Raw genomic sequence first — 25,322 nt, forward strand, 5'->3', positions numbered from 1 at the left:
AACTGAGCTAGGGCCCTCTGTCGAGCCTATCGAGTGTCTGTTCAAGTTTTTGTTCGATGCGTTCGAGACGCTTTTCGATATCGGCAACGCGGCGGATGCTATTCAGCTGCTCTTTGTGTAGTTTTTTCTCATCTTGAGTGATAAACAGCACCGAGAAGCTTGCTGTGAGCATTGAGAACAGGCCGATACCCATCAAGATAAGCAGCGCGCCAAAGATGCGGCCCTCCGGTGTACTGGGAACAAGATCCCCATAACCTACGGTAGTGACCGTTACCCACGCCCACCAAATACCATCAGAGGCGCTCTCGAAAGCCGGGTCGATACCGGAGATAAGCAGCCCTGAAAAGACCATGATCCAGAAGCAGATAAACAAGGTAAGGCCGAGGTGGTGCTTGGATAATACGCGCCGCACATCGGTTGAGAGTCGGACGAAAATGCTCAGCATAATGAACATGCGTAGCGTACGCAGGCCCGCGGCATAGAACACTTCAACGCCCCAAATGATCGGTAGCCCCATCGCTACGATCATCAAGTTGAGCCAGTTCTGCTTGATATAGCGCCAACGGTCATCAACGAGGGTAAGCAGTAGCGCCGCCTCGGCGGTAAAACTGAGCCACGTGATCCAATCGGTGAGACCTTCAAGCGCGTCAACCGGGTAGCCCTTTGCCTCAAGATACCAGTCGATGATGATCCACAGCGCCACCAGTATCATGGGCACTTCCAGCAGGCGCGCACACTTTTTGGCTCGCTTGTTCTCGTCATCGGCCACCCCACCCAAGCCGATGCGGCTTAAAAACGCGGAGTGCCTGTCTATGGCTGGACTTGTCATACGCGCTCCTCGCCCGTATCCATTTGGCGCTTGCGTCGGCGTCTTAGCGTTTCGATCGCTTGCAACAGCAGGTCACCTTGCCACTGGGTTTTATCATCACGGTAAAAGTGTTGCTCAAGGTCGATGATAAGAAAGTCCAGCGTTTGGTTCTTAGCTGCTTTGCTAATGCCTTCGCAATTATTGATCTGAGCTTCTGGCCAAAAACGTTGGGCCCAGTCGATCAAGCGGATTTTAGCTAAGTCCACTTGGTTGTTTTGGCACGCTTGCGCCAGAGCGCTATAGGCATTGTGCTCAGCGAGCTTGAGCGAGCGGCGGCGGGTTTCTTCAGGCGCAGGGCGCGGTGAGTGCTCGTCATCTGTCTTAGGTGCGCGATTTTTAAGGCGGTTGAAGGTATAGAGCCAGCCTAAAGAGGAGATAATACTGATCAATACCAAAATACTGACCAACGGCATTAAGCTGGAACGATCTTCGCTTGTGTTGGCCTCTGTATCAGCGCTCTCGGGCGCTGGTGCGCTTTGAGGAGCAGTTGTACTTGATGTACCGGTCGCTATTGCTTCCGAGTTCGTATTGGTCAACGTAGACGAGACCTGTGGCGGTGCGTCACCTGAGGATGGCGCTACACGCAGAATTACAGGCGCCAGTGAGGCAACTTTTCCACGGTCTTCATACGTATCCCACCAGTAGATATCGATGGGCGGAAGTGTGACTTCACCGCGCTCTTTCACCGTAATTTGTACGCGTTCGACACGGGTGCTGATAAGCCCCTCTGGCGTAAATGTCTCTGATAGGTCGGTATCCAACAGAGTGAGTTCGGCAAGTTCGTTTTGCAACGGTGCCAGTGAAGGCAGCCGCTCCGCGGGAAGGCCAAAGGCTTGCAAGGTGAGTGTGCGAATAAGCGTGCTGCCCGGCTCTAAGCGTTCGGGTTGCTGAAACGAATCGGATAGCTCTAAGCGATCTGCGGGCAACCAGTAACCACGGGAGTTGTTCTGTGGCCGTGGTAGCACATCTAACTTAATGGTCTCGCCACGGGCATCGTAAAATGTACCGTCGGTGGACGTTCCGGTGAAGCGCGGAGGCTCAATACGGTTCTCCTCTGCGCTATCTGGGTAGATCAGATAGCGATAGAGAGTTTGGTAGTAGGGCTGGCCACGGTAGATCACCTGCTCCTCTTGCGGTGTACCATTTTCGAGGATGAGAGCCTTATCGAGATAGGGCGCGCGCAGCAGTTGATCGTTTGAAAGAGGCGCTTGATGCAAAAACTTGGCGATATAATGAAACTCGCTGCCCTCATACCCTTGGCGGTGCTCCACCTCGGTTTGCATCAGTGCCGCAGGTGCAGTTTGCTCAGGTTCGGGTGCAGGCAGCGAGCTGTTACGGCGAATACTAACTCTTGGGCCAATCACCTTGAGTGTGAGCGGCAGAGATGACTCTCCGTGCACGGCGATTGGAGCGATGGTGATCTCGCCGCTTTTACGTGGTCGCAAGAGAATTTGCCAGCGAGTTGTGGCTTGGCTGCCGCTGCGCAGGCGGTTGGAGATAGTGACTTTCTTACTACCCACCACGACAAAATCATTGCCAAGACCGCTTAGGTCCGGACGAGAGATCGCTTCTTGATGCGTAACTTCAATGGTGAGGCGGACTGTTTCTTGCTGTGCAATGGTGTACCGGCTTAGGTAAGTGTTTACCTCTGCGTGGCAAAGTGGCGCCAATAGGCTAATCAGCAAGAACAAATAGGAGCGCATTCCATTTCCTGTAAAGGGACAGACTAGTCAGCACATTATTGAGCAAGCTACTATTGATATCAACGACTTGTCGAGCAAGGCGCATGAGTTTTAGTAAGCGCTGCTGATGCATGTGTTTTCGGTGTGGTCGGGTGCGGCAGTGGTGGTTTTTACAGTGTGTTAAGAATGAACAAAATCCTAATTGACTTAAATATCTCTCCTGATCAGTACGTTCGCCAATACCAACGTCCCGGTTGTGTGGTGAACACGCGTGCGCGAGATGGTCGCCGGGTGCAGTTTCCTGCCAATATCCTCAAACCCTTTCTGTTACATAGTGGTATTCGTGGCACCTTTTGTATTGAGTTTGATGCTGCGGGTAAGTTTTCCGGCATTCGGCGCGTTGTATAGACAGGAGCGGTGCAGATACTGGCTGTAAAAAAGTGAGCAGGTGGATATAATGCCCGCAACTTTTTAGCAGGAGCCACCTATGTTTTACAATCTCGCTCGATCTTTGATGTTTCAAATGGACGCAGAGCGTTCTCACAATCTTGCATTAGGTGGCATGAATGCAGCGGCCGCGTTGGGCTTGCCGAGCTTGATGGGGGCGCAAACACTAGAAGATCCGGTCGAGGTGATGGGGATTCGTTTCCCCAACCGTGTGGGTTTGGCGGCTGGCCTTGATAAAAATGGCTCAGCTATCGACGGTTTGGCGGCGATGGGCTTTGGCTTTATCGAAGTCGGCACCGTAACACCACGCCCGCAAGCGGGTAACCCGAAACCGCGTCTTTTCCGTATCCCTGAGCACAACGCTATTATCAACCGTATGGGTTTCAATAATGCGGGTGTAGACGCCTTGCTAGCCAATGTTGATAAAGCGCGTTTCAACGGTGTTTTGGGTATCAATATTGGTAAGAACAAAGATACGCCGAACGAGCAAGCGAATGATGACTACATCTACTGCCTGCGTAAAGTTTACTCACGTGCGAGCTACATCACGGTGAATGTATCGTCACCAAACACGCCAGGGCTACGGACATTGCAGTTCGGTGAATCTCTCAATACCTTGCTAGAGGCGCTCAAAAATGAGCAGGCTAAGCAGGTTCATCTGCACGACCGTTACGTACCTATCGCGGTGAAGATCGCGCCAGATATGAACGAAGAAGAGACCTATATGGTTGCCAATGCTCTCAAAACTTACGAGATGGATGGTGTGATCGCAACGAATACAACGCTGTCTCGTGAAGGGGTAGAGAGCTCTCCTCTCAAAGATGAAGCGGGTGGCTTAAGCGGTGCGCCGGTGCGTAATAAGTCAACTAAAGTGATTCGCACCCTTTCGCAAGCCTTGGATGGCGCGCTACCTATTATCGGTGTAGGCGGGATTACCGAGGGCTTTGACGCCGCTGAGAAAATCGAGGCGGGTGCAAGCTTGGTACAAGTTTATTCGGGTTTCATCTACCGCGGCCCATCGCTGGTAACTGATTCAGTTCGCGCGATTCAGGCACTGCCAAAATAAAAAACTCCCCACGAAGTGGGGAGCATGGATTGTTGTAAAAAGGGGAACACGTTCTAGTGTAATGCCGGATGAGCCTGAATCGCAGACACGCCGGTCATACCGCCCCAATGGGCTTCTCGTCCTTGGCGCCAGCCACTCATCCAGTGGCTGCGCAGCTCCGTGACGGTAACTGGGCATGTGTCGCGCGATTTGCCATCGATACCTGCTTGGAATCCGCGATTGAAAAGAGTTGAAGCTTTATCTCGTTTCTGTCTCTTCATAAAAAAATCGCCTCTCGTACGTTGGTTTAAAGACGTGAGTGAATATCTGAGACCGGATATTCTCCAAGAATGCTGTGACTCGTCCTTGTGGCTCATCACAGACCCCATTCATATCGAAAAAAAAATAGAGTTTGTAATTTAAAAAAGTAATCAAACTTTAACTTTTAATTGTTAGCGGATGCAAAAAGATGAATTTTTCATGTAGTTATCCTTGCTTCTTCAAGTGAAAAGGCTGTGTGAAATAATTTCATAGAATGGTAAAGAAGTGCAGTTTCGCTATCGAACGGTGAGTCGGCTATGCTCTCACCTTATAACAGCTAATTTAATGTGGACTCTCAATGAAATTTCTTGCGACCTGCCCAAAAGGGCTTGAACCTCTCCTAGTCGATGAGTTAACGGCACTTGGTGCAGAAGAGGTGAAGCAAACCGCATCGGGCGCTGAGTTTAGCGGTTCGCTTGAAAGCGCATATGCCGCTTGTTTGTGGTCGCGCTTGGCAAACCGCGTGCTGATGCCGGTGACTGAGGCAGTAGTAGAAACGGCAGAGCAGCTATATGCGGCGGTGCAAGAGGTGGATTGGTCAGAGCATCTGGATCAGTCAGGCTCGCTCAGCGTTAACTTCACCGGCTCGACAAAATCGATCAACCATACACATTTTGCGTCGCTCAAAGTTAAGGATGCGATTGTTGACCAGTTCCGTGATCGTTTTAACTGCCGCCCGAGTGTGGACCGTGACCAGCCGGACTTACGTGTTCATGCGCATATCTATCGTGGTCGCTTGGTGGTGTCTATTGATCTATCGGGCGAGAGTCTGCACCGACGTGACTATCGTACTGAATCTGGTGCGGCACCGATTAAAGAGAACCTAGCTGCGGCGCTGTTGTATCGTGCTCAGTGGCCCAAATGCGCAACTGAATACCCCTCGGTACTGGACCCTATGTGCGGCTCGGGCACAATTTTGATAGAAGCTGCGTTGATGAAGGCTGATGTTGCACCGGGGCTGTTGCGGTCTGAACACGGTTTTGAGCGCTGGAAGCAACATGATGCGCAGCTTTGGCAAACTCTGCTCGATAATGCACAGCAGCGCAGAGAGGCGGGATTAGCTTCGTTAGAGCCGGTGTTTTTTGGTTCGGACATCGACACGAAAGTATTGAACATGGCTCGTGCTAACGCGGAGCGAGCGGGTTTAAGTGCGTTCATTACCTTTGAGCGTCGTGATGTGAAGGATATGGCACCGCCTAACGAGGCAGGTGGCTTATTGGTTACGAACCCGCCATACGGCGAACGTTTAGGTGAATCGTCGGCACTGATGTTTCTTTATCGTGGCATCGGTGATGCGCTCAAGTCGCGCTTTGGCGGCTGGCGTGCGGCAATTTTTACCGGTAACCCCGACCTTTGCCAAGCGGTTGGCCTCAAAACAGATCGTGTTTATAAGCTGAAGAACGGCCCCATCGATAGCCAGCTGTTCCTGTATACGCTGTACCGCAAAAGCGCTGAGCAGTTGGCGCAAGCTGAAGAATCAGAGAGCCAAGAGCTATCGGAACAAGCCCAGATGTTCGCGAACCGTTTAAAGAAGAACTTAAAGGCGATGCGTAAATGGGTGAAGCAGAACGATATCGATTGCTATCGCCTATACGACGCCGATATTCCTGAGTTCGCTGTAGCGGTTGATCTTTATGGGGACTGGGTGCACGTTCAGGAGTACGCACCGCCAAAATCGGTCGACAAAGTGCGTGCATTTGACCGCATTAAAGATGTGATGGCGGCCATTCCTGAGGTACTGGAGGTTCCCCTTAGCCGCGTTGTCTTGAAGCAGCGCAAGCGCCAAACAGGCACCAATCAGTATGAGAAACAGGGTGCTAAGGGCAAGTTTTTTGAAGTAGGGGAGGCGGGCTGTCGTTTACGCGTCAATCTGCACGACTACTTGGATACCGGAGTTTTCCTTGATCACCGCCCTGTTCGCCGCATGATCCAGCAGGAAGCGGCAGGTAAGGATTTTCTCAACCTGTTCTGTTACACCGCGACCGCGAGTGTCCATGCAGCCGTTGGTGGAGCCAAAACCACCACTAGCGTGGATATGTCGGCGACCTATTTGCAGTGGGCGATGAAGAATATGGCGGCCAATGGCTTTAGTGATAAGCATCAGCACTTTATTCAGTCTGACTGTCTCGTTTGGTTGAAAAAGCAGCGTAAGCCGCAGTTCGATCTGATCTTTATGGATCCGCCGACCTTCTCGAACTCTAAACGTATGCAAGATGTACTCGATGTTCAGCGTGATCATGTTGAGCTGATCCGGTTAGCGATGCGTCTGCTGCGCCCAGAAGGTAAGTTGATCTTTTCCAATAACTATCGCCGTTTCAAGATGGATTATGAGGCGCTGGCGATGTTTGATGTGACCGAAATCTCCGCCCAGACAATTGATCCAGACTTTAAACGTAACACGCGAATCCACAGTGCATTTGAGGTGCGCTGGCCTTAATTTTCCTCTCTGTTACACCAAAGTAGTGCGTGGCACTACTTTGGCACGTCCTGTGCTTCTCTTTGGTGAGTGAATTGGTTTTTTGATAGATCGATTCGAGGTATTTCCAAGAGTGCTAAAAACTATTTCATTGATATCAATAGCTTACGATATTTTTGCTATGAGATAGCCTTCGCACTGTTTCGGTGCCGCGCTTTTTGCGCACCGACTTGGTTCCAATAACTACAAAAATGCACCAAACAAGTGCGATCTTGCGTCGCACCAGGGGAGGACCACTGCGTGGATACAGTTAACAGTGCCGTTGAAACACTGATTCAAAGCTCGAATACCCTTTTTATTCTGATGGGCGCCATTATGGTGTTCGCTATGCATGCAGGCTTCGCCTTCCTCGAAGTCGGTACCGTACGGCATAAAAACCAAGTGAATGCGCTGGTTAAGATTATGACCGACTTTGGCTTTTCAGCCGTGGCATACTTCTTTATCGGGTACTGGGTGGCGTACGACATCACCTTCTTTAGCGATGCGGCGACGCTGGCCGAAGGCAACGGTTATGAGCTGGTTAAGTTCTTCTTCTTAATGACCTTTGCTGCGGCAATCCCAGCGATTGTTTCAGGTGGTATTGCCGAGCGCGCCAAGTTTTGGCCCATTTTGGTTGCATCCTCTTTGTGTGTGGCGCTGGTATATCCATTGTTCGAGGGCATTATCTGGAATGGTAACTTTGGTTTCCAGAGCTGGCTTGAGACCACGTTTGGTGCGGGCTTCCACGATTTCGCGGGCTCTGTTGTTGTGCACGGCGTGGGCGGTTGGATCGGCTTGGTTGCGGTGTTGCTGCTAGGTGTACGTAAAGGTCGCTATCGTAATGGTCGTTTGATGGCTTTCCCGCCTTCGAACATTCCGTTTCTGGCGTTAGGTGCGTGGATTCTGTGTATCGGCTGGTTCGGTTTTAATGTCATGAGTGCGCAAACACTTGATGGCATCTCTGGTCTGGTGGCTGTGAACTCTTTGATGGCGATGGTTGGCGGCATTATTACCGCGCTTATTTTTGGTAAAAATGACCCAGGCTTTATCCATAACGGCCCGTTGGCAGGCTTAGTTGCGATCTGTGCAGGCTCTGATGTGGTGCACCCGATCGGTGCATTGTTTATTGGCGGTATTGCGGGTGCCATCTTCGTTTACGTCTTTACGTTGGCGCAAAACAAATGGCGTATCGATGATGTGCTAGGTGTGTGGCCTTTACACGGTTTGTGTGGTGTTTGGGGCGGTCTTGCTGCGGGTATTTTCGGCTCTGAAGCGCTGGGTGGCTTGGGTGGCGTATCGTTCATGGCTCAGCTTATTGGCACGGTTGCGGGTATTGTGATTGCTGTCGTGGGTGCGGGTATTGTTTATGGTGGTATCCGAGCCATTAGTGGTATTCGCCTCGATGAAGAGGAAGAGTTTAACGGTGCTGATTTGAGTATCCATAAAATCGAATCAACGTCTATCGACTAAACGCGCCAGTCATACCGAACAACGGGGAGCTAGACTCCCCGTTTTGCGTTAAACGTGCTGTAAAAACAAACAATTGCACGCTAAATACAAGTTAGCTGCATCCTGCCTTTATCCCTCTGTCTAGCTAGGCTAAAATTCATCGTTTACTTCACTAACTGCTCGCCGCACGAGACGGGGCGGCACAGGCTAGGACTGGGTGTTTAATGCTTTTCAATAAGCTACCGGATGATCTCTTCTTACCCCTATCGGGAAAGAACCGCCATATCTACCAAGCCGTTCTGCTGAAACTAGCAGATCTCTTCTTCGATGAAGACCTTATCGACCCTTTCGTACCTAAAGATTTGGTGCGCTCTTCCATTGAAGAGGCGGTGGTGCGCTTAGGTGTACGCCGTTGGGAGCCCGAAGAGGAGGGCGAAGAAGATGCACCGCGCTCAGCGGCTGAATATACCAACCGTATCTATCGACGTTTAGTCGTGACGGGCTGGTTGGAAGAGGAGCAGCGGATCTACCGAACCTTCGTGTTGATCTCGCCTTCGATCAGCTTTCTGCTGCGCTCGTTAGTATCGATTTCGAATCTGGAGAAGCGCTCCTACGGTGGCGCGGTGCTTAACGTGCTGAGCTCGTTAGAGTCGGCGGTCAATGATCCTGTGGGGCGTGGCATTACGCTATCGGAGGCTGCAACGACGGCGGCAGAATTCAGTGCCCACCTAACCGATATGATGCTTGGCTTGCGTGAGCTGAAGATCAGCTTGGCAAAGTCGAGCAGCCCGCAAGAGGTGGTAAGAGGGTTCTTTGATCGTTTTGTTGAGCATATCTTGGTATCTGATTACAAAACGCTCAAAACCAAAAATAACCCGTTCCGTTTCCGTCGCCAGATACTCAGCTTGCTGCGTGATCTTCAGTTCGACACCGTCAAGCTCGATAGCTTGATAAAGCACTATCAAGAGCAGTTTGAGTGCAGTTATGAAGATGCCGAAGCGATGGTGCATACCCACATTAACCGTATTATCCGCATCTTTGAGTCGGTGGATCAGCGCTTAGATATTATCGACGATTTCCGTTATCGCCTTGAGAAGCGCGTTGCCGATACCGTGCGTTACATGGATAAAACCACGCCGGGGCTGGCATCACGCCTGTCACGGGTGATCGCTGAGGTGGCCCAGCGTGATGACTTGCCGCTACCAGACTCTCTTGAGGAGGTGGGCTTTATCTCGCCATCGAGTATTCGTTCGCCGGTCAGACGCCGTATTCAAGCAGAGCCGAAGGTGATTCGCCAACAAGTGATCGACCCGCGTGTTATCCAGATGCGCGAGCTATTCAAAGAGTTTAAGGAGCGTCGTGAGGTTAAAATTGACCGGATCGATGCATACTTAAATCGTCACTTTGAGGGCCGCGACGAAGTAAAAGCCAGTGAGTTCTCTATCGAAACAATCGAGGACTACATCTGCTTTAGTTACATTCGCCACTTGGCATCGCTGGGTAAGCAAGCGAAAAAAACGGCGCAGCAGTTCAATATTCAGTTTAACGATGAGTACACTCAAGTCGCCGAAATGGTTGAGTGTCGAGACTTTGTGATTTATAGGAAAAGCTAATGCTTGGGGACCTGCAAAAAATTATAAGCCGCAGTGACAAATACGCTGCTGGTGATTTCACACACGCGGCTAACCTGCTGCTGACTCACCAGTTCCTGCATGCAGATCGGCCTTCGCATCGCGATAGCTATTTTCTGATCGCATCGCATATCGATTACTTCAAAAACCTCTTTGAGGCGATTGGCTGGTCGGTGATCTATCAGCCTGATGAAGCCTACCTTGGCATCTTGCCGCAAGGTGAAGAGCGCAACTTGAAACTGCGCCTTGACGAATCCTTGTTGCTGCTCTGTTTGCGCCAACAATATGAAGAGAAGCTGGAAAACTTTGAGGTTGATAGTGGCCGTGCATTCACCTCGAGTAATGCGCTGCTCTCGTTATACGAGAACCTAACCGGCAAAGAGATTCCCAACGAGACGCGTCTTAAAGAGATTTTGGCGTTGTTTGCCCGCCACGGAGTGATTGAGCGCGGGAAGCCAAATGAGACGGAACCGAAAAATATCCTGTTCGCGATTTTGCCAACGATCCGTCAGGTCGTTGTAGAGGACTATATCGGCCAGCTAGAAGCGCTGTGTGATACCGAAAATAGCCGAGATGCGCTGAACGAAACAGAAGAGCAAGCCGAGGAGCAGGAGACAGACAATGAAACAGCTTAACCGCATCGTTCTGGTTAACTGGTACGTACTGGGCGCTGTTGAGGTGCCAATTAAGGGCAATGTTGCCATTGTAGGCCCGAACGGCTCGGGTAAATCATCGTTATTGGACGCCATCCAAACCGTATTAATGGGTGGCCACAAACGCCACTTGAGCTTCAATGCCTCGGCAGGGCAAAAGAGCGAGCGCTCGTTGCGTACCTACTGCTTAGGTTACTTGGATGATGGCGCGAAGAAAGCCACGGCGCGTGAAGATAGCATCAGCTATATGGCCTTGAGCTTCTTTGATACCGAAACAGCACAGGAAACCTGTATTGGCGTAGCGATTGCTGCCTCAACAGCATCCCCTGATGAGGAGGTGCTAGGGCGCTTTATTCTGCCTAATTTCTCCGTTGGGTTAGATGACTTCTCGGTACGTGAAGGCGATGGCCGTCTACCCAAGCCTTGGAACACGGTGCGCGCTGAACTGATGCAGCAGTGCCCCGATATGCTGCTAGAAAAGCGGGCAGCACGCTTTGTGCGCGAGGTTGTGACGACGCTCAGCCACGACCCGCAAATGCCAAATGACGATGAGAAGTTTATTAAAAACTTCAAGAATGCTCTGCGTTTTGTACCCATTGATAGCCCAACTAAGTTCGTACGTGACTTTGTACTCGACGAGAATATCGTTCACGTGGGTGCGTTTCGTAAATCGCTTGATGAATACCGCGCGATGGAAACCAAAATGCAGGAGGTTTCGCATCGTATTGAGGAGCTAGAGCGTATTGAAGATCTCTGTAAAGGGATCCATCGTAATGTGAAAAACGCCGCCGAATATGAGTGGGTGGTACACGAGACACGCTTTGAAAACGCAGACCTCAAGAAAGAAGATGCCCAAGAGCGCCTAGAAACCAACCGCGAAAAAGAGCACGAGGTACAAACCGCGATTGAAGCACACGCCACTGAGATGAGCGGCGTCATGCAAGCGTTGGCCGATGCGCGGGCACAGTTGAATAACTCCGATACGGCTCACCAAATCAAAGCGCTAGAAAACTCGATTGCGGGCAAACAGCATGAAGAGAGCGTTGTAAAAGATAAGATCCAAAACGTTTATAACCTATTCCGCACCACCGTGGGCTTTTCTCATTATGAAAACCTACTGCCAGACACCTTTGTGCCGCTGGTGAAAAAGTCGGTTGATCTATGGCGTACCGGTGAAGATATGATGGCGGATGTATGGCCGCCTGAGCCGGTTGAGGTAGACAACACGCTGGATGAGCTTAAAGAGAGTGTGGACTCTGTACGCCGTGATATTGGCCGCAAGTTTGAAGAGTCGGTGATTCGTATCAACGAGCTGCGCACCAATATCCAGAGCCATAAAGGCGCGGTGGAGCAGCTCAAGCAAGGCCGCGCGCCAGTGCGCCACAATACTCGTGAGTTGATGGAGCTGCTTGCTGATTATGGCATCGAGTCCACACCGATCTGTGAGCTGGTGGATATCAATGATGACAAATGGCGTATCGCGATTGAATCCTTCCTTGGCGCCCGCCGTGAAGCATTGATTGTTGACCCAGACCGTGTGAAAGAGGCGGTCACTCTGTATCGCCGCAAAGGCCGCCACCTGAAAGGCTGCCGTATCGTCAACACGGCGCGCACCAGTGACTGGATCGACCGTGCGAAACACAACTCACTGGCGCAGTTTATCGAAACAGATGATCGCCATGCGCTAGGTTACATGAACCGTGCATTGGGCGGCGTTATTGCCGTGGAAACTGAAGCCGAGCTACTGCGCCAAGAGCGTGCGTTGACTTACGACTGCATGTTGCAATCGGAAGGCTCCACCACCGCGATTAACGAACAATCGCCGATTATGGGCATCCGCCGCCGTGATGATCAGTTGGCCAGCAAAGGCAAGCAAGTGGACGAGATGATGGCTGAGTTTACCGAGTTGGGTAAACGCCATGAAGCGCTCGAAAAGCTGCGCGACAACTTGATCAACCTAACCACGAGCCTAGCGGGCGCGACTGAGAGCGTCTTTGAATTATCGCACCAGCGTACACAGCTAAATACCGAGATTGACGGTTATCGCCAAGCGATCACCGATCTACGCAACCACGACGACACAGGTATTCAGCAGCGCATTGCTGAGTTGGCCGAGCAGCAAAAAGCGGCTGAAGAGAAAAACCGCGTCTTGATGGATAAGCTACAGCGCGCGCGTACCAACATGATCAAAGATAACGCAGCGCTAGAAGTGTTGACGCAAGAGATGGCAGAGCACGCTCAAGCGCGTGCCAAGTGCGAAGATAACGCCGTATTTGATGCTCAATCAGCTCAAGAGAAGCGTGACTATCTTGATGAAAGCTGCGCCGGTGAGCTAGAGCGCATCATCTTTGAAGCGGCTAAAAAAGCGCAGTCTGAGCTATCGCTACACGAGAAGAAGAAATACTCCGTGCGTGATGCCGTTGCCAACTACAAAGCGAAATTCCACGGCGGTGGTTTGAGCCATCAAGAGCTAGACCGTATTGGCCCAGACTCAAGCCACGATCAGCTGGAACAGTACGTACATGAGACGCTCCAAGCACTGCGTGATTCAGAGCTTGCGGAGTACACGCAGAAAGCTGAACGCGCCCGTTTAGAGGCGGAAACCGCGTTCCGTTCGGACTTTGTCGCGCACCTGAATGATCAGATCAACAAGATCAAAGATCTTATTCGCGAGCTGAACAACCACCTCAAACATCGTCCATTCCATCGGGAAATGTACGCCTTTGAGATGATGCCAAACCCAGAGCTGAAAGATATTCTGGAACTGGTAGAAGCCTACACACGCCTAGACCAAGCGAATGTGGGGTCGTTATTCGATATGAAGTATGACGAAAACCGTCCGCACCAAGACGCATTGGCGAAGATTCACGATGTACTCAAAGATGAAGGCGAGAGCAGCCTGCTGCAGGACTACCGTAACTTCTACAACTTTGAGCTGGTGGTGAAAGACCTAAACGGCAACCGTAAAACCACGCTGTCTCAGCGGATTAAGACCGGTTCTGGTGGTGAGCACCAAGTGCCTTTCTATGTTGCTATGGCGGCAGCGATGGGTGCGGCATACCGCTTGAAAGAGGGCGTCGATGGCAAACCGGTGGGTGGAATGAGCTTGTCAGTCTTTGATGAGGCGTTTAACAAGCTGGATTCTGAAAACACCGTGACATCGCTCGGTTTTATGACCGATCTTGGCCTGCAAACCATCATCGCTGCACCGGACGAGAAGTACTCGCTCCTCTCATCCTGTATGGACACCATTATCAACGTATGCCGCGACGGCCGTGTGGTGGATATTGATGTGGAGTTCCCCACAGAAAAGGGCAAAGAGCTGCTTAACTCCGATAACCCGCGCAAGCTAATGGCGGAAGCCGGTCTTGAAGAAGCGGATATGGAAGCGCTGGTGTAAAGTAACTGTGTGATAACATAAAGACCGCTAAAAAGCCCTGATCGAGAGATCGGGGCTTTTTTATCTAGAGCAGTGCGAGCTGCTTGTTAGTCGCTTTGTTCTAGAACCACAAGAGGTATAGCCAACCACTCATTAAACGAGCTCTTAGCTGGCAGGACTCGAAGTAGAGCTCTAACTTTAAGCTCAACCTCGCCTACAACTGACTCTCGCAGAGTGAGTAACGGCTCGATACCAGAAGAAAAATAGTCACTGCTAGTGATAAGCGCAAACTTATTACTATTTTGATCGTGTATGGAGAAATATGGTTCTTCTGCAATCAGTTTTTCCTGATCTTCGGAGTTTAGTGCAGGAGCCTTACCGAGTATTGTGCTTTTCTTGCGCGTGACGGTTACAACGCTGGGAAACATGCCTCCGTCAACCCAAGCATACTTTGAGCTTGAACCTACTTGATGTAATTTGCTGTTAAAGGCGTCATAATCGGCGAGTTCATTACTTAGCTCATGTAACATCTGGGTCGTAGTGTGTTCAAAAGTCTTACTTTCTATTGAGCTTGTACCTGCACTGACGAATAAGGCTTTGATACCTGTGTTTATACTCTCTGATTTTGTTATTTTAGTTTGTGGAAAAACATCTTTTGAGTACGCATACTGCTCTGAAATGAACTCTTTATCTAGATAGATAATTGACCTGAAGTCTTGCACGTAGCCTCCTTGACAGTGAATAGAGCATCTTGCCCTGAAAATAACAACATAAACCACTTGTTGGTTTTGATCTTCAATTGACGTGACAGAGAATATGGGAACTGGTTTTGCTTTTCTATGCAAAGTTGTTTCATACAAGCCATCAAATACGACTATCTCAGAACTATTCTTAGTTTTCCTTCAAGCAGTAAAAGGCTAGATGTAGCTTCACCAGTTTGTTCTGAGCTAGACGCTATTTATATACACGAGGTCAAAGCTTTCTCTGATCTAATAGTGTGCTGATTAAGAGCGGGTTTTGGTATCAATGGTTTGTATTCATCTAATAAGAGTCTGGCGACTGCTTTTCTATTGCCTAAACACACCAAACCACTAGCGCTTTAACCTTGGCGTGTAGTTGTCCAGCTTTATGCGGCAACTAAACACCGGGCTTTGGTGGTAGAACAGGGTGATGGTTTCGCCGTTTGCGGTGATATCCCACCCTTCCGGCGAGTCAAGCATCTGCAGCAGGAGTTGCTCAGTGGGGGCGCGTTTATCGGGCCGAGCTAGGTAGTGGGGCTGCTCAAACTGCTCATTACTTAACAAGGCAATAGCTGCGGTAATACTCCACTGCTCAGGTACCTTGGTGAGTGGCGCTAAGCCGCCGATCAAAGAGGGGGCCAGTAGGCGTTTATCTTTGGCATAGAACTTACGCACCGATAGGGCGCTTAGTTGATTCGCGAAGTCGTTATCGCGTGCGTTTGTGTTGAAGTCTAGTGTTTCAAGGCCTGCAATAATGCGCGATAAGCGCCATTCACACCCTTTGATCAGCTGCCATGCTGGTTCTAGCGTTTCACTGGATCCCAAGCTGTACTTAATCGCTTGGCGGCCATCGAGCATGGTTTCGTCTAGTAGGGTGATCTGTAGGTAGGTCGTTTGTAAATCTATTAGACACAAAGGCGCGCTAATATACGCGTAAGAGCGCTCTCGGCGCAGAAAACGCACCCATTCCTCACGTGTTTCTAATTGATTTATAACGGGAATATGCATCATTATAGTATGAAGTAAATTTCACCCGAGTATAAAGGTTGAGCCCGTATCATGAAACTCTTGAATCGTTCCGCGCTGGCCATTCACGCCAAAGCGCCTTTCGCTGACTGGGTGCTCCAGCTGCCCGCAGATGAAGACGCGCCACTAGGCCCTGTGTCGCGAGAGAGCTTACTCGCAGAGGGTAATGTTTATCTTATCGATGAAGTTGAGGATGAAGCAGACCTAACAGCAGCGATTGGTCAGCGTTGGCAAACGATCTTTGAGAACGAGCTTGCGGCGTGGGATGAATTTGGTGATGCCTGGCCCAGCCCACTAAGCGCCGAACTGTTTGCCGAGTGGTTTGAGGTGAAGCCTCAGCTTATGGCATTCGATTTAGCCGACGATACATTGCTGGTTGCACCGCTGTCGGATGCGCTTTAAGTGTTGAGGTAATCCATGACGCAGTTAGCTTTCCACCCGTTACGCGATGCACTTTATCAAGAGATGCACTCGCGGCCGTTTCAGGTGATCACCAGCCCTGCTCGTATCAGCCATATCAGTGTGTTGAATAGCTCTGGCGGGCACGATGAGCAGTTCCATCATTTTCAGCAGTTGTTTACGGCGTTGGGCGTGGCTCCGCCGGTGATCGATGATGTCTGTATCCAAGAGGACATTGGCAGTTTTCGAGTGCGCCGCGAAAAGCACCTTGAGTTTACGACCTATACCTTCATCGACTTTTCAGCAACAGACGACGAAAACCCGTTTGCAACCACGGGAGTCACACCGCTGCCAGATGGGTGGCTACGCGGTTTGCCGGGGCAGCTCGTTACGGCGATCCACCTCTCGGTCAAGCGCAGTGATGAATCCGATGAACTTATGATCCCCGAAGTTAAACGCCACTTCGAGGGGATGCGTTTAGTCGGCAGTAGCCCGCAACAGGGCGATGCACGGGTTTGGACCTCATTCCAGCTGCACGATGATGGCTTTGGACGTTTTCTGATCTGTAATCGCCGCATGAGTGATAGCCAGATTGGCCGCTTGTGCCAGCGTTTAATGGAGATCGAGACCTACCGTTTAATGGCGCTGATCGCGCTACCAGATGCGAAACACTGCGCACCGGCGCTTAGCGAGATGGATGGGCAACTGGCAGACCTAACTGCACGCCTCTCTAAAGGCGGGGGCTTGGATGAGCCGGCGATCCTTGCAGAATTAACCGATATGGCGGCTCGTGTTGAAGACTATCGGGCGCACACCACGTTCCGATTTTCAGCCACACGCGCCTATCATGATCTTGTATTGAAGCGCTTAGCAGAGCTGCGCGAAGATGAGGTTTCAGGCCACTTAACCCTCACCGAATTTCTTACGCGCCGCTTAACACCGGCTGTTCGAACCTGTCAGTCGGTGGGTGAGCGTTTGGAAGATATGTCGAAGCGTATCGACCGTGTCTCGGATATGATGCGTACGCGGGTAGAGCTGTCGATTCAGGCGCAAAACCAGCAGCTATTGGCCTCAATGGATCGGCGCTCGAAAATACAACTGATGATGCAGCACACTGTGGAGGGCCTCTCAGTCGCGGCGATCAGTTACTACAGTGTTGGCCTGATTAAACTTGTCCTTGAAGCCCTGTATGATGCGGGCGTTGAATTTGATAAAAATCTTGCGGTGGGCATCTCGGTACCGGTGGTGATCGCCGGTGTGTGGTTAGCAACACGTAAGATCCATAAGCACTTTCTCGCATTGGCGAAAGAGCAACGTAGCGCCGATTTAGCAGACGAGATGGCGCGTAATAAGGCGAAGAAAAAATGACAATTGCGGAAACAATCGAAAATAAATTGCGTGCGGAGTTGGCGGTGGCGCATCTACAACTCGAGAACGAAAGCCATATGCACTCTGGCCCTGCAACCGACAGCCACTTCAAATTGGTGGTGGTGTCAGAAGGTTTTGCGGGCAAGCGGTTGGTGCAGCGCCATCAGCTTATCTACCGTGTGCTTGCCGATGAGTTGGCAGGGCCAGTACACGCGTTAGCGATGCACCTTTACACCGCAGAGGAGTGGCAAGCGCGCAATGCTGAAGTGATGCCATCGCCTAACTGTTTGGGCGGCTCGAAAGCCGACCAGTAACTCTTTTTGCTACGTTTGCACAGATCTACGTTTTTAACGTACTGAGCTTGTCTAGAGCTAGGCTTTTACAGATCTGAGCTGCTGCGCTGAATAAACGCCTCGAAGGTTTCCACCAATGGGTTAGTCGAGGCGCTAGGCTGCGCGACAATCGAGAGGCGCCGTGATAGCTCAAGCGGCGTTTCTATCACTACCAGTTCACCGCGCTCAACCTCTTCGGCAATTGATAACCGCGATAAACAACCAATTCCCAAGCCCGCGCGCACCGAGCGTTTAATCGCCTCTTGGCGGTTGAGTGCAAAAGCCACTTTTACCTGTTGTTTAATCTGCTGTACCGCAGCATCAAAAATCAACCGTGTGCCCGAGCCGTCTTCGCGCAGAATCCAGCGCTGTGTGGCCACCTCATCGGCATCGATGCGGCCTTGTGATGCCAGCGGGTGATCAGGGGTGCAAAACACCTGTAAGGCGTCATCACGCCAATGGGTAATGGCGAGTTGACGATGCAGCGCTGGGCCTTCAATTAAGCCCAGATGCGCTTGCCCGCGCTCTACGGCTTCAATCACGCCATAGGTGTTAGCAATGGCGATGTCGGGCGTCACGAGCGGATGATCTGCTAGGAACTCTGCAACCAGCTCTGGCAGCAGGTAGTTGGCGATCGTCACACTGGCTGCGATGCGCAGGATGCCTGACAAGCTTTTGGCCTCGGGTGCTTTGAGGCTATCTGTTAACTCGATGATCTGAATCACACGCGGCAATACGTCATGCGCGGCGGGCGTCATATTCAGCTCGCGACCTACACGCTGAAAGAGCGGGTAACCGAGGTGTGATTCAAGCTCCTTAATCGCTTGGCTAGCTGCAGATTGGCTGATCGCTTGCTCATCTGCTGCATGGGTCAGGCGGCCAAGCCGCGCTGTGGCTTCAAAGAGTTTTAACTGGCGTAGATTTAAGCTCATTTTATTGTTCGGTTTTACTTATGTTTTACTTAAAAATAATCCATTTTACTAACAAATGGTAGGAGAAGATCATAGGCCCATTCATTAACTAATAAGAAACTTCGGGGGCAATCATGTCTCTTATCATCGCACTACCTATTATCGCAATCTCGGCTCTGCTCCTTTCGCGTGTGCCAGAGATCGCTCAAGTTGGCCTTAGCGCGCTGCCGCTAGCAATTATTATCGGTATCACTTGGGGACATATCTCGCGTCGCACCGCGACAGACAAAGAGATGAAGTTCACTAAGTTCTGTCAGCAGAAGTTGCTGCGCGGCGGGATCATCCTCTTTGGCTTTAGCTTAAGCTTTCAGCAGATTTTAGCAGTCGGCTGGGAAGCGGTAATCTTGGATGCGATTGTTATCACAACGGTGTTCTGCGTTGGCGCATACTTAGGTATCAAGGTGTTCAAGCTTGACCGCGAAGTGGCCATCCTGACATCTGCAGGGAGTGCGATTTGTGGCGCAGCTGCCGTACTTGCAACTGAATCAGCGCTAAAAGCACGCCAGCAAAGCGTCACGATAGCCGTGGGTACCGTGGTGTTATTCGGCACTATCGCGATGTTCAGCTACCCGTTTATCTTCCAGCTTTCTAGCATGTCACCAGAAGCCTTCGGTATCTATATCGGTAGTACGGTTCATGAGGTGGCTCAAGCGGTGGCTGCTGGTGATACCGTGGCACAGCAAGCGTTAGCTTCAGGCGATACCACGGGCATTACCGCTCTTGAGAACGCTGTTGTGGTGAAGCTTATCCGCGTGATGATGCTGGCGCCCTTTATCGTGATCTTGAGTGCCGCAATGATGCGCTTAGCAACGGGTGATGCGGAGAAGGGTAAAATTACGATCCCTTGGTTCGTGTTTGGCTTCTTGGCTGCGGCAGGGATCAACAGTGTTATTGCGATTCCTGAGGTTACGCTGACCGGCCTTCAACTTGCAAGCCAGCTACTACTGGCCATCGCGATGGCAGCTTTAGGCACGCAAACCCAATGGAAGACAATGCGACAAGCCGGTGTTAAGCCAATCCTACTTGCACTGATTCTGTTCATACTGCTGATCTTCGGTGGCTACTTCTTGAATATTTGGCTGATTGGCGGCTAACGCTTCAATCAACCTGAAATAAAAAAGCGCCTGTCGGCGCTTTTTTTTGTGCGTGAAACCAAGAGTCATCCCAAACCACGAGGTGCTGTGGTTTGGGTCTATAGGGCTGTTACTTCGCGATTGTGGCGAACAGATCAAAGTACTCGGGGAACGTTTTTGCCGTACAGCCCGGGTCGTTAATTGTTACGGGCGTATCGCTCAGGGCTACCAATGAGAAGCACATTGCCATGCGGTGGTCATCATAGGTATCGATTGCGGCGTGTTGCAGCTGTTGTGGTGGCGTGACTTTGATAAAGTCTTCGCCCTCAACAACATCGGCCCCCACTTTGCGCAGCTCTGTTGCCATCGCGCTTAGGCGGTCGGTCTCTTTTACTCGCCAGTTGTAGATATTGCGGATCGCGGTTGTGCCTTCGGCGAACAATGCGGTTGTGGCAATGGTCATCGCAGCATCGGGGATATGGTTAAGATCAAGATCCACCGCTTTTAGGGGTTGCTCGCCGCGGGTGACCTCAATATAGGTGGGGCCATAGGTTACCTGCGCGCCCATTTTTTCCAAGACTTCGGCAAAACGCTTGTCGCCTTGTACGCTATCTGCGCCAACGCCATAAACGCGGACTGTACCTCCTGCAATCGCGGCGGATGCTAAGAAGTAAGATGCTGACGAAGCATCGCCCTCAACCATAATGCTGTCTGGGCTCTGGTAGGTTTGTTGTCCGGCGATCTCAAAGCTTTGGTAATCATTATTTTTAACATCAACGCCAAATAGCGACATCACATGCAGTGTGATATCGATGTAGGGCTTGGAGACCAGCTCACCATCCACTGTGATAGTGAGGTCTTCTTTTGCCAGTGGTGCTGCCATGAGTAGTGCTGTCAGAAACTGGCTTGAGATGTTGCCCTTGATCTTCACAGCACCGCCGCCCAAGCCATTTGCGCGTATCTTGAGTGGTGGGTAGTTCTCATCGCCGAGATATTCGATGTCAGCACCCAGCGCACGCAGCGCATCGACAAGGTCGCCGATGGGGCGTTCGTACATACGCGGCTCACCGGTGAGTTCGTATTCGCCTTGGCCGAGACATAGGGCCGCAGTTAATGGGCGCATAGCGGTGCCAGCATTGCCTAAGAAAAGCGGCAGATCGCTGGTGCCTAACGCGCCGGCTGCGCCAGTGACTTTGCAGGTACGTTTGTCGTCGGATAGTTCATAGCGGATTCCTAGCTTGCTGAGCGCCGCCAGCATATGGCGAACGTCATCACTGTCGAGAAGGTTCGTGATTGTCGTGGTACCTTCAGCCAGCGCAGCTAGCAGTAGAATGCGATTTGACAGGCTTTTGGAGCCTGGAATCTGTACTTCTCCAGCAACAGAGTGGATCGGTTGCAGCGTTAAACTATCCATCAATTACGTACTCAATATCAGCTTATGAATGCGGGGGCTATAAGGTAGCCTGAGTTGCTGCTCAGGTCGAGTTATCCGCGAAAAATCTATCCCTTTTGATTAAATTTTGCTCTTTTTTATATATTCACATCCGCTGATTAAATCTTGTTATAAACTTAGTGTTTAAGTGGTTATTAAAAACGTAATAAACACCTCAAATCTTAGGGCTGAAGACAATAATAAATTGCAGTAGGGACGGATGTTTTAATGAAGAAGAACCTGCCCGTAAACAACACTGAACGAACGTTTAGCGAGAACACCCCGTTAGTTTCTACGACTGACCTTAAAGGCATTATTACTTCCGTGAATGATGCATTTATCGAAATCTCTGGCTTTACGCAAGAAGAGCTGATCGGCAAGCCTCACAACCTTGTGCGTCACCCTGACATGCCAGCAGCTGCGTTCGGCGATATGTGGGAAAAATTAAAAGCGAACAAACCGTGGATTGGGGTGGTTAAAAACCGTTGTAAAGATGGCGGCTACTATTGGGTGAATGCGTATGTCACGCCAATCTTAGATAACGGTACGACGATTGGTTATCAGTCTGTACGTACGCGCCCAACTAAAGCGCAGGTTGCCCGCGCGGAAGATGTATTTACGCGCATCAATAATGGGCGAAAGCGTATGTCGTTTCACGATATCCAAATTGCCAAGAAAACAGCGTTGATACCCGCTTTAAGCGCAATAGTTCCTCTGTTAATTGGCGCAGTGACTGGGTGGTCGGCAACGTGGATCATTGCTTCTGCTTTGGTGTCTGCGGTGTTTTTCAGCTGGTTAGCCGCTTACAGCTTTAAACCGATCAAGATGCTTGAGCAGCGCTCCCATAAGGTGATCAAAAGTAAGCTACTGGAAGAGGTATACGGAAACTCGCGCTCTGAAGCCGGAGCGATTTATCTAGCCGCACTCACCAACAAAGCACGTATACGCTCGGCTAACGTTAGGGTTGGCGATTCAGCCGCTACCCTAGAGCAAAAAGGCCACCATACGATTGGAATCGCGCGTTCTGCCGAGCAAGCGATTACTGAGCAAGTTGCTGAACTCGATGCGATTGTTGGGCGTGTGGGTATGTTGTCTAGCTCAATCGAGGAAGCGGCAAGCTCTGCGCGTAATGCTTCAGAGAACACCCACGATGCGTTAGAGAAAGCATGTTTTGGGCAGGCAGCGGTTGCGGATACGATCGATGCGATTGGAGATATGGCGCAGCAGGTGTCGGCGGCATCTGAGCAGCTAGATAACCTACAAGCCGCCACTCAAGATATCACTAACGCCACTGAGGTGATTAGCGATATTGCTGATCAAACTAACTTGTTGGCTTTGAATGCGGCGATTGAAGCGGCGCGTGCGGGTGAGCAGGGCCGGGGCTTTGCAGTGGTAGCAGACGAGGTAAGAGCGTTAGCACAACGCACGCAGCAATCCACCCGTGATATCGATGCGGCGATCAAACGCCTTGGGTCCGAATCTTCGCAAGCCATCAGCAAAATGAAGCAGGGTGGCGAGCAAGCGCAAGCTTGTGTGGAGCAGGCCCATAATGCGGGCAGCGCTCTAGAGGCAATTGCGCACAGTGTGTCAAATATAGCGGAGCTGAATACGTCGATCGCGGGTGTATTTGAGCAACAAAGTAGCTCTGCTGAGTCGTTAAATACAGAGATCAACCGGGCTAAGGCGTCGGCTGACGTGGCGTTGGCTGCGGCCAGAGAAGCCGGGGCTGCCAGCCAAGAGTTGGCGGATACATCAAAAGAGCTGATTCAGAGTGTGAACGTCTGATCGATTCTTACGATTCCCGGTTAATTAGTTGATAAGTATCAATGTCTCTTATCGGACTCAGGTAGATACTGAAACTAAAGAAATTAAGAGTCCGTTACCGAGAAGGAACACAATATGTCTATCGAACATCACGATCTAGTTCATGAGCTACCTGAGTTTCGCGAAGAGATTCACCAACTAAAAATGAGCGATGCTCACTTCTCTAAGCTGTTCGACGAGTACCATGTCGTGACTAAACAGGTTGAGAAAATGGAAGCGGAGATCGAGCCTGTAGCAACGAAGGTAGAGGAAGAGCTCAAGGTGAAACGCTTGCACTTGAAAGATCAGCTTTACGCGATGTTACGTGCCGCAAAATAGCCTTTAAATACACGAGATCAAACACCCGCTAAATGCGGGTGTTTTTGTTTTCAGTCCAGACAAATGGGCCGTATATATGGTATTTTTGGGAATGTTTCTCATTATGATTTATGAGGTGTTATGCAAAGCCCAAAGTTCAGTTGGCAGTATATTTTTTCTATTGCAAAACAACACAAGCGTGAGCTGGCTTATGCCAACCTTGTTGCGATATTAGCGACGATTTTTTCGGTACCACTTCCGTTGCTAATGCCTCTGCTTGTTGATGAAGTGTTGCTTGATACGCCCGGAACCTTGATTGCCACAATTAATCCATGGTTCCCAGAAAGTTGGCACGGCCCGATTTTATATATCTTTGCCATCTTCTTTATCACGGTCGTTCTAAGGGTGATCGCACTGGCGCTTAACGTATGGCAGGGGCGACAGTTCACCATTATCTCGAAAGATATTATTTTCCGTATGCGCAGCACTTTGCTGAAGCGTTTGGGCCGTATCTCAATGTCGGAGTACGAAACGCTGGGCAGTGGTGCCGTCAGTTCCCATTTTGTGACTGACTTGGATACCGTCGACCGCTTTGTCGGAAGTTCGGTTAGCCGCTTGTTGGTAGCCACTTTATCTATTCTTGGTACCGCGATCATCTTGCTATGGATGCATTGGCAGCTAGCGCTCTTCATCATGTTTTTGAACCCGGTAGTTATCTACTTTACAACGGTGATCGGGAAGCGCGTTAAAGAGCTCAAGAAGCATGAAAACAAAGCTTACGAGGTTTTTCAGGGGGCTTTAACCGAGACATTGGATGCGATCCAGCAGATTCGTGCCGGTAATCGCGAGCGACATTATCTAACGGGTCTGGTGAGTAAAGCACGCCAAGTGCGCGATGATTCCTGTGCGTTTGAGTGGAAAAGCGATGCAGCGAGCCGTTTTAGCTTCTTGGTTTTCTTGGTTGGATTTGATCTGTTCCGTGCGGTATCGATGCTGATGGTGGTCTTCTCTGACCTGTCGGTTGGCGAGATGATGGCGGTCTTCGGCTACCTATGGTTTATGATGGGGCCCGTCCAAGAGGTACTCGGGATTCAGTATTCCTTCTATGGTGCAAAAGCCGCGCTAACGCGTTTAAACCGCTTAATCGAGCTTGGTCAAGAGCCAGATTACCCCGCAACCACCAACCCGTTCACAGATCAGCCGACTGTTGGGGTCTCCATGCGGGATGTCCACTTCAGCTATGGAGATGGCACTGAAGTACTGCGTGGTATCAACCTCTCCATCGCTGCGGGCCAGAAAATAGCGTTGGTGGGAGCAAGTGGCGGTGGTAAGTCGACGTTGGTGCAAGTGTTGTTGGGGCTGTATACGCCAACTCGTGGTGAGATCCAATTTAATGGTGTCGCAACGCAAGAGATTGGTCTGCCGCTCATTCGCGATAACGTAGCCACCGTTTTGCAGCACCCTGCCTTATTTAACGGTACGGTGCGCAGCAATCTGTGCATGGGTGAAAGTTACACTGATACCCAGCTTTGGGAGGCACTAACCGTTGCGCAGTTGGCTGAATTTATCGATGGGCTTGATGGCGGACTGGACGCGGTAGTTGGGCGTCAAGGGGTGCGTCTGTCCGGAGGTCAGCGCCAGCGCTTGGCGATTGCTCGTATGGTGCTGTCGGATCCAAAGCTCGTGATCTTGGATGAGGCGACATCGGCACTTGATACCGAAACCGAGCGTGCATTACATAAAGCACTAGAGGCATTTTTAGCCGGTAGAACCACGATTATCGTTGCCCATCGATTGAGTGCCGTGAAGCAGGCTGATCATGTGTATGTGTTTGAGGACGGACTCATCGCAGAAGAGGGTGGGCACGATGAGTTGATCGACTCGGATGGTCTTTATGCGCGACTTTATGGTCAGCATCAGGGAATTTAAA

At 50.7% G+C, this 25,322-nt stretch carries 21 protein-coding genes; 14 read left to right on the forward strand and 7 right to left on the reverse strand.

Features of this window, described 5'->3' with window-relative positions:
• Window positions 1–7 precede the first annotated feature (7 nt).
• Together EOE65_RS02120 and EOE65_RS02125 are read right to left on the reverse strand one after the other, a co-directional pair.
• Window positions 8–829 carry an ion channel gene (locus EOE65_RS02120; protein ID WP_127692636.1) on the reverse strand — a complete coding sequence of 274 codons (822 nt, stop codon included), beginning with the start codon at window positions 827–829 and terminating at the stop codon, window positions 8–10.
• Window positions 826–2,571 (reverse strand): BatD family protein, encoded by a 1,746-nt coding sequence (locus EOE65_RS02125; RefSeq protein WP_127692637.1) that lies wholly within the window; start codon window positions 2,569–2,571, stop codon window positions 826–828. Before EOE65_RS02125 ends, EOE65_RS02120 begins: the two co-directional genes overlap by 4 nt.
• Before the next feature lie 165 nt (window positions 2,572–2,736).
• Between EOE65_RS02125 and EOE65_RS02130 the strand changes: the two genes are divergently transcribed.
• Together EOE65_RS02130 and EOE65_RS02135 are read left to right on the forward strand one after the other, a co-directional pair.
• Entirely contained in the window at window positions 2,737–2,958 is a 222-nt protein-coding gene (locus EOE65_RS02130; RefSeq protein WP_127692638.1) for a DUF2835 domain-containing protein, read from the forward strand.
• Window positions 2,959–3,037: 79 nt separating this feature from the next.
• A complete protein-coding gene (locus EOE65_RS02135) occupies window positions 3,038–4,063 on the forward strand; it encodes a quinone-dependent dihydroorotate dehydrogenase (RefSeq protein WP_127692639.1) in 1,026 nt (341 codons plus the stop codon).
• Window positions 4,064–4,116: 53 nt separating this feature from the next.
• Here EOE65_RS02135 and rmf read toward each other — a convergent pair whose 3' ends face one another.
• Window positions 4,117–4,323 (reverse strand): ribosome modulation factor, encoded by a 207-nt coding sequence (gene rmf, locus EOE65_RS02140; RefSeq protein WP_127692640.1) that lies wholly within the window; start codon window positions 4,321–4,323, stop codon window positions 4,117–4,119.
• A 338-nt stretch (window positions 4,324–4,661) separates the two neighbouring features.
• Between rmf and rlmKL the strand changes: the two genes are divergently transcribed.
• From rlmKL to EOE65_RS02165, 5 genes are all read left to right on the forward strand, one after another.
• Window positions 4,662–6,800 carry a bifunctional 23S rRNA (guanine(2069)-N(7))-methyltransferase RlmK/23S rRNA (guanine(2445)-N(2))-methyltransferase RlmL gene (gene rlmKL / locus EOE65_RS02145; protein ID WP_127692641.1) on the forward strand — a complete coding sequence of 713 codons (2,139 nt, stop codon included), beginning with the start codon at window positions 4,662–4,664 and terminating at the stop codon, window positions 6,798–6,800.
• Window positions 6,801–7,079: 279 nt separating this feature from the next.
• Entirely contained in the window at window positions 7,080–8,288 is a 1,209-nt protein-coding gene (locus EOE65_RS02150) for an ammonium transporter (RefSeq protein ID WP_127692642.1), read from the forward strand.
• Between the two features lie 203 nt (window positions 8,289–8,491).
• Window positions 8,492–9,880 carry a Wadjet anti-phage system protein JetA family protein gene (locus EOE65_RS02155; RefSeq protein WP_127692643.1) on the forward strand — a complete coding sequence of 463 codons (1,389 nt, stop codon included), beginning with the start codon at window positions 8,492–8,494 and terminating at the stop codon, window positions 9,878–9,880.
• Window positions 9,880–10,533, forward strand: coding sequence for a DUF4194 domain-containing protein (locus EOE65_RS02160; RefSeq protein ID WP_127692644.1), 654 nt, complete (start codon window positions 9,880–9,882; stop codon window positions 10,531–10,533). Before EOE65_RS02155 ends, EOE65_RS02160 begins: the two co-directional genes overlap by 1 nt.
• A complete protein-coding gene (locus EOE65_RS02165) occupies window positions 10,520–13,951 on the forward strand; it encodes an SbcC/MukB-like Walker B domain-containing protein (RefSeq protein ID WP_127692645.1) in 3,432 nt (1,143 codons plus the stop codon). The genes EOE65_RS02160 and EOE65_RS02165 overlap by 14 nt, the downstream gene beginning before the upstream one ends.
• A gap of 86 nt (window positions 13,952–14,037) precedes the next feature.
• On the opposite strand, the gene EOE65_RS02170 is transcribed toward EOE65_RS02165, so the two are convergent.
• Complete coding sequence (locus EOE65_RS02170) at window positions 14,038–14,652, reverse strand: hypothetical protein (protein ID WP_127692646.1); 615 nt, start codon at window positions 14,650–14,652, stop codon at window positions 14,038–14,040.
• Between the two features lie 369 nt (window positions 14,653–15,021).
• Entirely contained in the window at window positions 15,022–15,585 is a 564-nt protein-coding gene (locus EOE65_RS02175) for a hypothetical protein (RefSeq protein ID WP_127692647.1), read from the reverse strand.
• A gap of 144 nt (window positions 15,586–15,729) precedes the next feature.
• Between EOE65_RS02175 and EOE65_RS02180 the strand changes: the two genes are divergently transcribed.
• From EOE65_RS02180 to EOE65_RS02190, 3 genes are read left to right on the forward strand one after another with little or no spacing between them, the layout of a single operon-like run.
• The gene (locus tag EOE65_RS02180; RefSeq protein ID WP_127692648.1) at window positions 15,730–16,098 is read left to right on the forward strand and encodes a hypothetical protein; all 369 of its coding nucleotides are present in this window, start codon (window positions 15,730–15,732) and stop codon (window positions 16,096–16,098) included.
• Window positions 16,099–16,113: 15 nt separating this feature from the next.
• Window positions 16,114–17,463, forward strand: a complete 1,350-nt coding sequence (locus tag EOE65_RS02185; RefSeq protein ID WP_127692649.1) for a DUF3422 family protein — start codon at window positions 16,114–16,116, stop codon at window positions 17,461–17,463.
• Window positions 17,460–17,777, forward strand: coding sequence for a BolA family protein (locus EOE65_RS02190; RefSeq protein WP_127692650.1), 318 nt, complete (start codon window positions 17,460–17,462; stop codon window positions 17,775–17,777). The genes EOE65_RS02185 and EOE65_RS02190 overlap by 4 nt, the downstream gene beginning before the upstream one ends.
• 65 nt (window positions 17,778–17,842) lie before the next feature.
• On the opposite strand, the gene EOE65_RS02195 is transcribed toward EOE65_RS02190, so the two are convergent.
• Window positions 17,843–18,727, reverse strand: coding sequence for a LysR family transcriptional regulator (locus EOE65_RS02195; protein ID WP_127692651.1), 885 nt, complete (start codon window positions 18,725–18,727; stop codon window positions 17,843–17,845).
• A 113-nt stretch (window positions 18,728–18,840) separates the two neighbouring features.
• On the opposite strand from EOE65_RS02195, the gene EOE65_RS02200 reads away from it, so the two are divergent.
• Complete coding sequence (locus tag EOE65_RS02200) at window positions 18,841–19,860, forward strand: YeiH family protein (protein WP_127692652.1); 1,020 nt, start codon at window positions 18,841–18,843, stop codon at window positions 19,858–19,860.
• A 109-nt stretch (window positions 19,861–19,969) separates the two neighbouring features.
• Here the strand turns inward: EOE65_RS02200 and aroA are convergent, their stop codons facing one another.
• Window positions 19,970–21,253 (reverse strand): 3-phosphoshikimate 1-carboxyvinyltransferase, encoded by a 1,284-nt coding sequence (aroA, locus tag EOE65_RS02205; RefSeq protein ID WP_127692653.1) that lies wholly within the window; start codon window positions 21,251–21,253, stop codon window positions 19,970–19,972.
• Window positions 21,254–21,499: 246 nt separating this feature from the next.
• Here aroA and EOE65_RS02210 point away from each other — a divergent pair, with 246 nt between their 5' ends.
• The 3 genes from EOE65_RS02210 (at window position 21,500) to EOE65_RS02220 (ending at window position 25,321) form a co-directional block, all read left to right on the forward strand.
• Window positions 21,500–23,056, forward strand: coding sequence for a methyl-accepting chemotaxis protein (locus EOE65_RS02210; RefSeq protein WP_127692654.1), 1,557 nt, complete (start codon window positions 21,500–21,502; stop codon window positions 23,054–23,056).
• Between the two features lie 114 nt (window positions 23,057–23,170).
• Window positions 23,171–23,413 carry an HP1242/YdcH family protein gene (locus tag EOE65_RS02215; protein WP_127692655.1) on the forward strand — a complete coding sequence of 81 codons (243 nt, stop codon included), beginning with the start codon at window positions 23,171–23,173 and terminating at the stop codon, window positions 23,411–23,413.
• Window positions 23,414–23,533: 120 nt separating this feature from the next.
• A complete protein-coding gene (locus EOE65_RS02220; protein ID WP_127692656.1) occupies window positions 23,534–25,321 on the forward strand; it encodes an ABC transporter ATP-binding protein in 1,788 nt (595 codons plus the stop codon).
• Window position 25,322: the final 1 nt, after the last annotated feature.

Origin of the sequence: Neptunomonas marina (genome assembly GCF_004005935.1) — a bacterium.
GTDB classification, from domain to species: domain Bacteria; phylum Pseudomonadota; class Gammaproteobacteria; order Pseudomonadales; family Balneatricaceae; genus Neptunomonas; species Neptunomonas marina.